This is a genomic window from Citromicrobium bathyomarinum (genome assembly GCF_038594485.1).
Classification (GTDB): Bacteria; Pseudomonadota; Alphaproteobacteria; order Sphingomonadales; family Sphingomonadaceae; genus Alteriqipengyuania; species Alteriqipengyuania bathyomarina_A.
The window spans coordinates 975,556-987,553 of sequence record NZ_JBCFZG010000001.1 but is presented as its reverse complement, the minus strand read 5'-3'; the positions used below and the strand labels follow the sequence as shown (position 1 = coordinate 987,553).

Below are 11,998 nucleotides of genomic sequence, written 5' to 3'. Positions count from 1 at the left end.
ACGGCAGTTTCCAGCGCGATCTTTGCGAGCGATTCGCAAAGGCGAGGGATAGAATGCAATCAGAATTGCGTCGCGCGCATCAGTCCATAACGGGTGAGCATCGGGGCAAGGGTGGAGAGGCTTTCTGCGCTGCCTGTCGCGACCGCGAAATCCTCCTGCTCGCGGGCGAATACCTGCCCGTGCGTGAGCGAGGCGATTCGCCGGGCGATCCCTTGCGCGCCATCGATCAGCTGGATGTCCTGCCCGAAGACCTCGCGCAGTTCCTTGGCCAGCAAAGGGAAGTGCGTGCAGGCGAGCACCAGCGTGTCGAGGTTTTGCGCCTGCGGATCGTCGCGCAGGCCAGCCACTGCCTGAGCCACTGCGCCTTGGGCCAAGGTTTCGCCGCGCATCTTCGCCTCGGCGAGCGGGACCAGCGCGTCTGATGCGTGGCGGATCAGGCGCTTGTCGGCGGCGAACTCCGCCTCCAGCCGGTCGACATAGGGCTGGCGTACGGTCGCCCCGGTGCCGAGCAGGCCGATCGTGCCGGTCTGTGTGGCAAGTGCGGCAGGCTTGATCGCGGGCACGGTGCCGACGATCGGGATTGCGAGCACATCGCGCACCATGCCCAGCGCGATGGTGCTGGCCGTGTTGCAGGCGATGCAGACGAGGCGCGGCTGGTAGCGCTCAGCCATCCGGCCCAGCAGGCCGCACACCCGCGCAGCCACCTCCGCCTCGCTCTTGGTGCCGTAAGGCAGCCCGGCGAAGTCGGCGGCGTAGATCACCGGCGCTTGCGGCAGCGTTTTGCGTACCTCTGCGAGGATCGTCAGCCCACCGACACCGGAATCGAAAATCAGGATGGGGGCGGCGGGGTTCATGTGCTGCGACGCATGGCCCCGCGCGCCCGCCCGGTCAATCCGCGGGGTTCGCGGGCCAGAGCCTATTGCGGATCGGCAGACGACGACCCGGTCGAGTTCTCGTCCGTCGTCCAATTCCCGGCGAGAGAGTCCTCTGGCACCTTCCACTTCCCGGAGAAGGCGTAGCCCTTCCGGCCGTCATCGGCAGAGGCCCTCTTCGCGCTCGCCAGCTGGCGCTTTTCATCTGCCACGGCGCTTTGCCCATCGGCGAGCGCCCCCTGCTCATCTGCAGCCGCCGATGCGGCATCCTCATGGGCAATCCTTGCCTCTTCCTTCCCCACCTCGGTGCGGGCCTTGTCGCTTTCGGAAAGAGCCTGCACGTCCGATCCGGGTTGCCCGGTGAGTGCGAGTGCAAGAACGAGAATCATCGACATGATCGGTACTCCGGCAGCCAGGGAAAGGCGGTGCCGGGTAAATCGCGGGGCTGCCGACCGGATAAGGGCACCAAGGCCTCCGATCTGATCTTCACGCCCGCCGTCCGATAGCTCCGGCGGACCGGATATTGTCCCGTCGTACCCTTCCGCCCTCGCAAAGATGCGCGCCGCCTCCAGCGAACTGGCGACGCCCAGCTTGTGCCGCGCCGACTTGAGGCGCTTTTCCACCGCGTGGTGCGTGACGCCCAGCCGGATCGCGATTTCCTTCGCGGTGGCATGGCCCAGCCAGAGGCGCAGGCATTCACGTTCCTTGTCGGTCAGCCGCGCGACGGCTGCGGTGTCGGGGGAGAGCTGGTGGGTCGTCATAGGCGCCAGACGTACCGCGAAAGGGGGGCAGGGCAAGGTACGGTCTGCTGGTACCGCCGAATTTATCCGGTGCGGTTGCAGGGTGGGCCCCGCCTGGCAGTTGCGGGAAGCTCCAAGGGCGAATTCTCCGCGAGCACCTCGTCAGCCCGCTGCGTCCACTCCCGCGCAGCTTGGCAAGCGCGTCGTCGAGAAACCGTCTGCACGGGTCCCGTATTCGGTGCCGTCGGCCGTGCCGATGAGGTAGGTCGTGAGCCTGTCCTCACTGAAGCCCATGTCGACCAGATAGACCTCGCGCGGTCCGTCCACGGTCTCGATCGTGTCCACGCCCGTGACGTCGATGACGAACCTGCCGAGCCCGTCGTTGTACTGGTAGATTTGCGGGCGCAGCTGCATCCCCTCTTCCAGATCGAGCGCCGCGAGCAGCGGGCCCCACAGGTTGCCATCGAGAACCGGCCCCTCCGGCGTCAGGTCCACCGGCTTGGCCGACTTATCCTGCCGGTCGAAGCGCTTCCCGAAAATCCGCCCGTTCAGATAGCTCAGACGCGCGATCTCCTGCCCGTTCAGGATGCTGTGAAAGGCGATCGGGGCCAGCGTTTCCCGGTCGAGCAGGAAGTGATCGACGAAGGTGATACCGCGTTCGGGCAGGACCTGTTGGCTCACGATCCGCCACGCCGGGCCTTCGATGCTGACGTCGGGAGTGATGGTTTCGCGCTGGAAACCGACCACATCCTCGCCTGCCTTCAGCGCGAAGCAGGTCTGCCCCTCCTTCAACCGGTCGCCGTCGATCGCACTGCTCCACGCGGTGGTGGTCGCATCCTGCGCCACCGCTGGAACAGCCAGGAAGACAAGCGAGGCTAGCAGCAAACGCATCGACATCGGGGCAATCCTCTTTGTAACAGGTGGCCGCATGCCTATCGTTTGCGGCGGGGCCGACCAAGGCTGGGGACAGCCGAATTCGACGAACGACACACCTGAGCTTGCCGACCTCTTCGACATCACCCAAGGTGATTGCGAAAAAGCCATTTCAACGGGAGACGAGAGATTCTCGACCTCGATATCCAGATCGTCCTGATCGCCATTCTTGCCTTTGTCTTCGGTTCGATCCCCTTCGGCCTGCTGCTGACGCGCGCCGCCGGGCTGGGCGATATCCGCAGCATCGGCAGCGGCAGCATCGGTGCGACCAACGTGCTGCGCACTGGCAACAAGAAGCTGGCGGCGGCGACCGTGCTGCTCGATGCGGCGAAGGGCGCGTTGCCCGTCGTGATCGCGGGGATGATCTATGCACTCGACGGGAGCGGGCAGGAAAGGGCGCTCGCGCAGGGCGTCGCAGCGGTTGCTGCCGTGGCGGGGCATTGTTGGACGCCGTGGCTGCGGTTCAAGGGAGGCAAGGGCTTCGCCACCGCCGCCGGGGTATTGCTGGCGCTCGCCTGGCCCGCGATGCTGGTGTGTGCCGCGATCTGGGCGCTTACGCTTTACCTCAGCCGTATCTCCTCGGTTTCGTCGATGACGACCGTTGTGCTTTCGCCGCTGGTCGCGTGGGCGCTGGGCTATCCGCAGGTCGTCTGGCCGCTGGTCGCGATTGCGGCAATCGTCCTGATCCAGCACCGCGCCAATATCGGGCGTCTGATGCGTGGCGAAGAGCCGAAGGTCGGCGCGAAGAAATGAGTGGGCTGTCGCAGGCCGAAGCGTTCGCGCGCATTCGCCTGCTGCGCAGCCCGCGGATCGGACCGGTAAGCTTCGCGCAGCTGCTCGCCCGCTATGGCAGCGGCGAGGCGGCGGTCGAGGCCTTGCCCAATCTCGCCAAGGCGGGGGGAGGACACCACCAGCTTGCCAGCGCAGATGCGGTTCGGCGCGAGGTCGAGGCGGTGAAGCGTCACGGCGCGCGATACCTTTTCCACGACCAGCCCGATTATCCGCAAGCGCTCGCCGAATGCGACGGTGCGCCGCCGGTCATCACCTATCGCGGCGACCTGTCGCTGGCGAGCAAGCCCGTTGTGGCGATGGTGGGCGCGCGCAATGCCAGCGCGGCGGCGGTGAAGATCGCGCGCGATTTCGCGCAGGCGCTCGTCGCAGAGGGCTTCGTGGTCGTTTCCGGACTGGCGCGCGGGATCGACGGAGCGGCGCACGAGGGTGCCATGCCCAAAACCATCGGTGTGATCGCGAGCGGGATCGAAATCGCCTATCCGCCGCAGCACGCCGACTTGCAGGAACGGATCGCGAGCGAGGGCCTGCTGATCGCCGAACAGCCGCCGGGCACCGAGCCGCGCGGCAGCCACTTCCCTAGCCGCAACCGGATCATCGCGGGCCTCGCGCTCGGCACGCTGGTGGTGGAGGCGGCGGTCAAGTCCGGGAGCCTCATCACCGCGCGACTGGCGGGCGAGTACGGGCGCGAGGTGATGGCGATCCCCGGCAGCCCGCTCGACGCGCGCAGCCACGGCTGCAACCACCTGATCCGCGAAGGCGCGGTGCTGGTGCAGGAGCCTTCGGACGTGGTCGAACTGCTCAGCACGTTCGAGGGAAACCCCCGCAGCACCTTCCGCGAACCTGTCGCCCGGTACGACCATGTGCCCGAGGATTTCGAGGACGCAGCGCCCGCCGACATTACCGACCTGCTGACCACCGCGCCGGTCGCAGTGGACGAGTTGATCCGTCAGTCGGGCAGCGGCGCTTCGGCTGTGCAACTGGCGCTGCTCGAGCTGGAGATTGCCGGGCGGCTGGAACGGCACGCCGGAGGGCGCGTCAGTCTTTCGTCCGGCGGAGGCCCTCGCTAGCGAGGCATTGGACAAGCGAATCAGGGGGGCATTATGGATCGTGAAGCGAACGTCAGCGGAATTCTGAGTGAGACGGTCGATGTGATCGGCGGGGCGGGGCGGGCCGTGCTGATTTACGTGCTGGTCCTCGGCCTCTTTTCGGGGTTCGGTGGTCTGTTCGGCCTTGTGTCGATGGACGAGGGTCTGTTCTCCGCCCGCTGGATCGGCGGCGGCATCGACACCCAGACGGCCGGGCTCTTTCAGGGACTCTTCGGGGTTGGGAATGTGGTGCTGTTCGTCATCGCCAGTTATTTCCTGCTGGTGCAGATGATGCAGTCGCTTGGCCGCTCCATGACCGCAGGAGCCCGCTTCTGGAGCTTTGTCGGGATGTCCATCATTGCCGTCATCGGCGTGGGGATCGGCTTCGTCCTGCTGATCATCCCCGGTATCATCGTGATGGTCCGCTGGTCGGCAGCCAATGGCTATCTGCTCGGTGGCGAGCACTCGATCACCGACAGCCTCGGCGCGAGCTGGGAAGCGACCAAAGGCCACGGATGGTCGATCTTCGGGGCGGGGCTGCTGCTCACGATCGGTGTGGCGGTATTGAACTCGATCATCGTGGGAGTGGTGTTGGGGACGGGCCTTGCCACGGGAGGGGGAGGTCTGGCCTCGCCCATGTTTGCCCTCGGCGTCACGCTCTCCTCCTTCGTCGAAGCCTTCGGCAACGCGGTGAACTTTGCGTTCTCGATGGCGGTCTTCCACCTCGTCGCCCCTGCGGACACCAGCGTGGCGGATGTGTTCGAGTAGGGTTTACCCATAGCCGCTTCTTCCTCGTCACCCCGGATCAAGACCGGGAAGCGAAATTTCGAGAGCGGATCTCGAACCCGCTTGACGAACCGCATCCCCGATTCCCACTCTCGCGCGTACGTACACGTGAAGGAACGCCCCCACTCTCATGCAACTCGTCATTGTCGAATCACCGGCCAAAGCCAAAACCATCGAGAAATATCTCGGCAAGGACTTCAAGGTTCTCGCCTCCTACGGCCACATCCGCGATCTGCCGCCCAAGGATGGCAGCGTCCGCCCGGATGAAGATTTCGCGATGGACTGGGAGATCTACTCCGACCAGCGCAAGCGCGCGCAGGTGAAGGCGATCGCCGATGCCGCGAAGAATGCCGACCGCCTCGTCCTCGCGACCGACCCTGACCGCGAAGGGGAGGCGATCAGCTGGCACGTGCTCGATATGCTCAAGAAGCGAAAGGCGCTGCCGACCAATGTCGACCGGGTGACTTTCAACGCGATCACCAAGCCGGCCGTGACCGAGGCGATGAAGAAGCCGCGCGCGCTCGATCAGGATCTGATCGACGCCTATCTGGCGCGCCGCGCGCTCGATTACCTGTTCGGCTTCACGCTATCGCCCGTACTGTGGCGCAAGCTGCCCGGTGCGAAATCGGCGGGCCGCGTCCAGTCGGTCGCGCTGCGCATCATCGTCGACCGCGAGCGCGAGATCGAAGCGTTCAAGGCCGAGGAATACTGGAGCATCATCGCCAATTTCGAGCATGACGGCACCGCCTTCACCGCACGGCTGGTGACGCTCGACGGCAAGAAGCTCGACAAGATGACGCTTGGCGACGAGGGCTCGGCGATGGCCGCCAAGACGGCGGTCGAGGAAGGGCGCTTCACGGTCGAGGGGATCGAGACCAAGCCGGTCAAGCGCAACCCCGCGCCGCCGTTCACCACCTCGACCCTGCAGCAGGAAGCGGCGCGCAAGCTCGGCTTCTCTGCCAGCCACACGATGCGGTGCGCGCAGTCGCTCTACGAAGCGGGCGCGATCACCTACATGCGTACCGACGGCGTGCAGATGGACCAGAGCGCCATCGACGCCTGCCGCGACGCGATCACCGATCGCTACTCCGCCGAGTATCGGCCGGAAAAACCGCGTTATTACAAGACCAAGGCGAAGAATGCTCAGGAAGCGCACGAAGCCATTCGGCCGACCGATTTCCGCAAGGACAAGGCTGGCAGTGGCGACGAGGCGCGCCTGTACGATCTGATCTACAAGCGCGCTCTCGCCAGCCAGATGGCGACCGCGCAGCTCGAACGCACCACGGTCACGCTGACCGAAGGCAGCGGGCAGCATTCCTTGCGCGCGACCGGCCAGGTGGTGAAGTTCCCCGGCTTCCTCGCGGTCTATCAGGAAAGCTTCGACGATAAGGACGACGAGGATGGCGGCCTGCTGCCGCAAATGCGCGAAGGCGATAGCCCTGCACGCAAGAGCGTCGAGGCGAACCAGCACTTCACCCAGCCGCCGCCGCGCTATTCCGAAGCATCGCTGGTCAAGCAGCTGGAGGAACTGGGCATCGGGCGTCCGTCCACCTACGCCTCTACCATCCAGACGCTGCGCGACCGGGAATATGTGCGGATCGAGAAGAACCGCTTCTTCGCCGAAGAATCGGGCCGTCTGCTGACCGCCTTCCTCGAACGCTTCTTCCCGACCTACGTCGCCTACGATTTCACCGCGGGCATGGAAGAAGAGCTCGACGATGTCTCCGGCGGGCGCGCCGAGTGGAAGGCGATCCTCGAAGCGTTCTGGAAGGACTTCAAGCCCAAGTCCGACGAGGTGATGGAGCAGAAGCCGTCGGACATTACGGCAGTGCTCGACACCTTCCTGTCCGACTACCTGTTCCCCGAACGCGCCGACGGTAAGGACCCGCGCTACTGCCCGCTATGCGACCAGGAAGGGCGCGCCGGTGGCCGTTTGCACCTGCGTGGCGGGCGCTTTGGTGCGTTTGTTGCCTGTGAAAACTACCCTGAGTGCAAGTTTACCCGTCGCTTCGCGCAGCCGGGTGCCGACGGTGACGAAGTGACCGAGGATGCGGTGCTCGGCAACGATCCGGAGACCGGCCTGCCGGTCGAGCGCAAGACCGGGCGTTTCGGGCCCTATCTCCAGCTTGGCGAGGGCAAGGAAGCCAAACGGTCGAGCATCCCCAAGGATATCGGCGAACTCGATCTGGAGATGGCGCTCAAGCTGCTGAGCCTGCCGCGTATCGTCGGCCAGCACCCGGAGACGGGCAAGGATATCGAAGCAAATCTGGGGCGTTACGGTCCGTACCTGCGGCACGATGGCAAGTATGCCAAGCTCGCGAGCACGATGGATGTGTTCGACACCGGCATGAACGCCGCCGTGACGATGCTCGCCGAGGCGGCCCAGAAGGGCGGTCGCGGCCGCGCAAAGGCGGAACCGATCAAGGTGCTGGGCAAACACCCGACTTCCGAAGCCGAAATGAAGGTGATGCCCGGACGCTACGGCCCCTACGTCACCGATGGCACGACCAATGCGACCATCCCCAAGGACGTGAAGCCCGAGGATGTGACCGACGAGCAGGCGATTGCCCTGATCGACGCGCGCGTCGCCAAGGGACCGGCCAAGAAGAAGAAAAAGGCTCCCGCCAAAAAGAAGGCTCCTGCCAAGAAAAAAACCGCCGCGAAGAAGCCAGCGGCGAAGAAGGCGGCTGAGTAGGAGCGATCCCTCTCCCCGACCGGGGAGAGGATACGAAGGCCCGGGAGCGAAGCGACCTGGCCGAAGTTGGAGAGGGGCTGCGAAGCTTGCAGGCCTCGCGCGCCCCTCACCAAGCTCCGCTAGCTCCCAACGGAGCAATCTGCGCTATCCTCTCGCCATGCGGGGAGAAGGAAAGGACTAAAGACCATGGCGAAGGACAAGTTCGAGCGGCACAAGCAGCCCTGGACGGGTGAAGAGGCGGGCCAGTTGAGGACGCTCGCCTCCAAGGGGCAGGGCCTCAAGCAGATCGCCAAGGCGCTGAACCGCAGCGAGGAATCGACCAAGGATTTCGCCAAGAAGAACAAGATCGCGATCGCGAAGAAGCGGTAGAATCGGCCCCTCCGAGCCGCTGCCTGACGGCATCGGTCCACCTCCCCATTTGCGATTTCATCGAAAATGGGGAGGATTGCGCTAATCTGATCCTTCCCGCTTTGCCGTAGGCCAAGTGGGGAGGTGGCAGCCCGTCAGGACTGACGGAGGGGAAACATGCCGCGCGTTAGACAACCGCGAAATACTGCAAGGGCGCGCCAACTCCGGCGACAGATGTCGCTGCCGGAGGTTTTGCTGTGGCAGGAGATGCGCCAGCAATCGGAGTTCAAGTTCCGACGCCAGCATCCGCTTGGTGCCTACGTACTCGATTTTTACTGCCCTGCGGCGAAGCTGTGCGTCGAGATCGACGGTATCGCGCACGAGATGGGCGGCAATCCGGCGCGCGATGCCACGCGTGACGAATGGCTGCGGGAGCAGGGCGCCGAGGTGCTGCGCATTCCTGCCAGCGAGGTCCTTCGATCGCCGACGAACGCCGCAGAGACGATACTGTGCCACTATCGCGGCTAGTCCCCCTCCGACCCGACGCCTCCCGGCGTCGGCCCATCTCCCCATTTGCGATTGCATCGGAAATGGGGAGGATCGCTCATAAGATCCTCCCCGCTTTTCGAAGACAAACGGGGAGGTGGCAGTCGCGCAAGCGGCTGACGGAGGGGTTCTTATTCCTTTCTACTGCGCCACCGGCACTTCGGTGATGACCGCAACGGGACGTTCGCCGCAGGAGATCATGATTTCGCGAATTTGCGGGTAGGGCGTCGGTTCGCTGTAGTTCACCTCGGCCGACGTGATTACCTGCGTCACAGGCCCGTCGGGCGGGGTCGCATCGAGCTGGAAACGCAGGCCCGGCGGCTGCATCCGGTCGGCAGGCCCTTCGACCAGCTTCACCGAATAACCGGGCGTCGGCATGTCGACCATGCCCGTGATGTGCAGCGTCCGCTTCGCATCGGGGCCGGGCATTGCGCTGATCCACGCCTGCCAGTCGCGGCTGACGTGCGGACACGAGGCCATCGCAGCATCTTCTGCGGGGTAGGTAGCGCAGCCGCCCAGCGCGACTGCAGCGGTCAGAGTGCTGGCAAGGGCGGCTATCCTGGCGATACGCATTGCAAATTCTCCGCAAAATTTCCTGTGTTTGGAATAGCGCGATCAGCGCACCCAGTCCAAGCCCATTTCCTCGAACATTTCCTTGTCCTCGGCCCAGTTTTCGGTCGCCTTGACGTGCAGGAACAGGTGGACCTTGCGCCCCAGCAGTTCGCTCAGCTCTTCGCGCGCCGCCTGACCGATCGATTTGATGCGGGCGCCCCCCTTGCCGAGGACGATCATCCGCTGGTTGTCGCGCGCGACGATGATCTGCTGGTGGATCTCGACGCTGCCATCCTTGCGCTCGATATACTTCTCGGGCCGGACCATGCTGTCGTAGGGCAGTTCCTCGTGCAACTGGCGGTAGAGCTGCTCGCGGGTGATCTCCGTCGCGAGCAGGCGTTCGGACGCGTCCGAAACCTGATCTTCGGGGTACATCCATTCACCTTCGGGCATCTCGGCGGCGAGCGCATCCTTCAACTCGGTGACGCCGTCGCCCGTGAGCGCGGAGATGAAATAGATTTCCGCAAAATCGACCTTGGCGGAGAGTTCCTGCGCCAGCGCCAGCAGCGGCTCCTTCTTCGCAATGTCGACCTTGTTGAGCACCAGCAGCTTTTTCTCCGGCCGCGTGGCGAGCTGTTCGAGCAGCGGCTCAAGCTCGTGCCGGCGCTGCTTGATCGGATCGACCAGCAGCAGCACCGCATCGGCGCTTTCCGCGCCTTCCCACGCGGCGTTCACCATCGCGCGGTCGAGCCGTCGCTTGGGCGCGAAGATACCGGGTGTGTCGACCAGGATCATCTGCGTGTTGGCGTCGGCAGTTTCGTGCAGCGCGATACCGAGCATCCGGGCGCGGGTGGTCTGCGCCTTGGGGCTGACGATGGCGACCTTCTGGCCGACCAGCGCGTTCACCAGCGTGGACTTGCCCGCATTGGGCGCGCCGAGAACGGCCACGACGCCGCATTTTTGCTTGTCCTCGCCGCTGTTCGCTCCGCCCGGACTGCGTTCGGGCTGCGCGGCGGCTGCGGGCGCTCGTTCAGGCTTGCCGCCTTCGGCGGATGAATTTTCTGTATCAGTCATATTCCGCTCGTCCTGAGCCTGTCGAAGGGCGAGCGCAAGCTCAGGCTAGCCATACCGCTCCATAAACGCTTTTGCCGCTGCGGTCTCGGCTTCCTGCTTGCTGCTCGCGGTGGCCTCCGCCTCGCCGACATTTTTCACAGAGACGCGCACGGTGAAGCGCGCCGCGTGGTCGGGACCGGACCTGTCGACCAGAGCATATTCGGGCGGACGGCGGCGGTTGCCTGCGGCCCATTCCTGCAAGGCGGACTTGGGGTGCTTGGCCCGGCCCGTGTCACCCTCGACGGCGTCGGCCCACAGCTTGCGCACCAGCGACCGCGCGCTTTCGAACCCAGCTTCGCGCAATTGCGCGCCGAGCAGCGATTCCATCACATCGCCGAGGATATTGTCGCTGTCCGCGGCACCATCGTCGCGCGCCTGCCGTCCAAGGCGGAGATGTTCGGATACGCCGATTGCCCGCGCGACCTTTGCGCATGCACCCTTGCTGACCAGCGCGTTGAGTCGCTGCGCTAGCGCGCCTTCCGCCGCACCGCCCTGCGTATCGAACAGCCATTCGGCAATCGTCAGGCCAAGGACGCGATCGCCAAGAAATTCGAGCCGCTGGTAATCGCGCGGCTCGCCCGTGCTGCCATGCGTCAGCGCCTCGGTCCATAGCGCCTCGTCGCCGGCGGCAAAGCCGACGCTTGCCAGCCAGTCGCGCGTCGTATTCCATTCGTTCATAGGGCCTTTCCTGTGCGTTCGCGCCGCAAGCCGGAGAACCAGCTGCCGGGATCGAGCCAGCTGCCCGATCCATCGGTCGACCACAACACCGCACCCGCTTGCCCGACCAGCTGGTCCTGCGCAACGAAGCCCACGCCGCCGCCGGGCACTGCGGGGAAACGGCTGTCCATCGAATTGTCGCGATTGTCGCCCAGCACAAACAGCGTGCCCGCGGGCACGGTGCGCGGGCCCCAGGTGTCTTGCGGGGTGCGCCCGTAATCGAGCACCTCGTAGCTGACGCCAGAGGGCAGGTATTCGCGATTGCGACGATAACGGCAGTCGGCGCCGCCAGCAGCCCGCGCTTCCTCGCGTCCGCCCCATGCGCATGGAGTATTGGGGCCAACCGGCACGATCGCCTCGTCGGTTGCGGACTGGCTCAGGATCTGGCCGTTGAGGATCACGTAGCCATCGCGCAGCTCCACCTCGTCGCCCGGCAGGCCGATCACCCGCTTGACGTAGTCGGTCCGGTCTACCGGGTGCTTGAAGATCACAACGTCGCCGCGCTCGGGCTGATGCGCGAACCACCGCCCCGGGATCAGCGGCAGGTCGAAAGGCAGCGAGTTGTTCGAATAGCCGAACGGCCATTTCTCGGCCGCGATGGTATCGCCGGGCATCAGGCCGGGCATCATGCTCTCGCTCGGGATCGTAAACAGCGAAAAGGCGAAGGTTCGCACGGTCAACGCCAGCAGTGCGACGCCGAGGATCAGCGCAAGAAGGCTCGCCAGCCTCCCGCCGCGTGCCTTGCCGCTGGCATACCTATCCGTAGCGGGTTCGCCCTTTTCATCCATCGCTGCAGCACCTAGGCGCTGAAGGCAGGCA

General features: G+C 65.0%; 13 protein-coding genes. 6 read left to right on the top strand and 7 right to left on the bottom strand.

All coding sequences use genetic code 11. From position 1 onward, the window contains the following. Window positions 1–59: 59 nt before the first annotated feature. The 3 genes from murI to AAG591_RS04965 all read right to left on the bottom strand — a co-directional run bounded on the left by murI (window position 60) and on the right by AAG591_RS04965 (window position 2,503). Complete coding sequence (gene murI / locus AAG591_RS04975) at window positions 60–854, bottom strand: glutamate racemase (protein ID WP_342529908.1); 795 nt, start codon at window positions 852–854, stop codon at window positions 60–62. 62 nt (window positions 855–916) lie between these two features. Then, window positions 917–1,633: a helix-turn-helix transcriptional regulator gene (locus AAG591_RS04970; protein ID WP_342529907.1), complete on the bottom strand. Its 717-nt coding sequence runs from the start codon at window positions 1,631–1,633 to the stop codon at window positions 917–919. Between the two features lie 141 nt (window positions 1,634–1,774). Continuing rightward, window positions 1,775–2,503, bottom strand: coding sequence for a DUF3108 domain-containing protein (locus AAG591_RS04965; protein WP_342529906.1), 729 nt, complete (start codon window positions 2,501–2,503; stop codon window positions 1,775–1,777). Between the two features lie 138 nt (window positions 2,504–2,641). Between AAG591_RS04965 and plsY the strand changes: the two genes are divergently transcribed. From plsY to AAG591_RS04935, 6 genes are all read left to right on the top strand, one after another. Then, window positions 2,642–3,298 (top strand): glycerol-3-phosphate 1-O-acyltransferase PlsY, encoded by a 657-nt coding sequence (gene plsY, locus AAG591_RS04960; RefSeq protein ID WP_342529905.1) that lies wholly within the window; start codon window positions 2,642–2,644, stop codon window positions 3,296–3,298. Beyond that, entirely contained in the window at window positions 3,295–4,404 is a 1,110-nt protein-coding gene (gene dprA / locus AAG591_RS04955) for a DNA-processing protein DprA (protein ID WP_342529904.1), read from the top strand. Before plsY ends, dprA begins: the two co-directional genes overlap by 4 nt. Window positions 4,405–4,437: 33 nt before the next feature. Continuing rightward, a complete protein-coding gene (locus AAG591_RS04950) occupies window positions 4,438–5,190 on the top strand; it encodes a hypothetical protein (RefSeq protein ID WP_342529903.1) in 753 nt (250 codons plus the stop codon). A 148-nt stretch (window positions 5,191–5,338) separates the two neighbouring features. Beyond that, a complete protein-coding gene (topA, locus tag AAG591_RS04945; RefSeq protein ID WP_342529902.1) occupies window positions 5,339–7,903 on the top strand; it encodes a type I DNA topoisomerase in 2,565 nt (854 codons plus the stop codon). Window positions 7,904–8,089: 186 nt separating this feature from the next. Next, window positions 8,090–8,272 carry a hypothetical protein gene (locus AAG591_RS04940; protein WP_342529901.1) on the top strand — a complete coding sequence of 61 codons (183 nt, stop codon included), beginning with the start codon at window positions 8,090–8,092 and terminating at the stop codon, window positions 8,270–8,272. Between the two features lie 156 nt (window positions 8,273–8,428). Next, window positions 8,429–8,779, top strand: a complete 351-nt coding sequence (locus tag AAG591_RS04935; RefSeq protein WP_342529899.1) for an endonuclease domain-containing protein — start codon at window positions 8,429–8,431, stop codon at window positions 8,777–8,779. Between the two features lie 159 nt (window positions 8,780–8,938). Here AAG591_RS04935 and AAG591_RS04930 read toward each other — a convergent pair whose 3' ends face one another. From AAG591_RS04930 to lepB, 4 genes are read right to left on the bottom strand one after another with little or no spacing between them, the layout of a single operon-like run. Further along, window positions 8,939–9,370, bottom strand: coding sequence for a hypothetical protein (locus AAG591_RS04930; protein WP_342529898.1), 432 nt, complete (start codon window positions 9,368–9,370; stop codon window positions 8,939–8,941). A 42-nt stretch (window positions 9,371–9,412) separates the two neighbouring features. Further along, window positions 9,413–10,423, bottom strand: a complete 1,011-nt coding sequence (gene era, locus AAG591_RS04925; protein WP_342529897.1) for a GTPase Era — start codon at window positions 10,421–10,423, stop codon at window positions 9,413–9,415. Between the two features lie 45 nt (window positions 10,424–10,468). After that, window positions 10,469–11,140, bottom strand: coding sequence for a ribonuclease III (gene rnc, locus AAG591_RS04920; RefSeq protein WP_342529896.1), 672 nt, complete (start codon window positions 11,138–11,140; stop codon window positions 10,469–10,471). After that, window positions 11,137–11,967, bottom strand: coding sequence for a signal peptidase I (lepB, locus tag AAG591_RS04915; RefSeq protein WP_342529894.1), 831 nt, complete (start codon window positions 11,965–11,967; stop codon window positions 11,137–11,139). Before lepB ends, rnc begins: the two co-directional genes overlap by 4 nt. Between the last annotated feature and the right edge of the window lie 31 nt (window positions 11,968–11,998).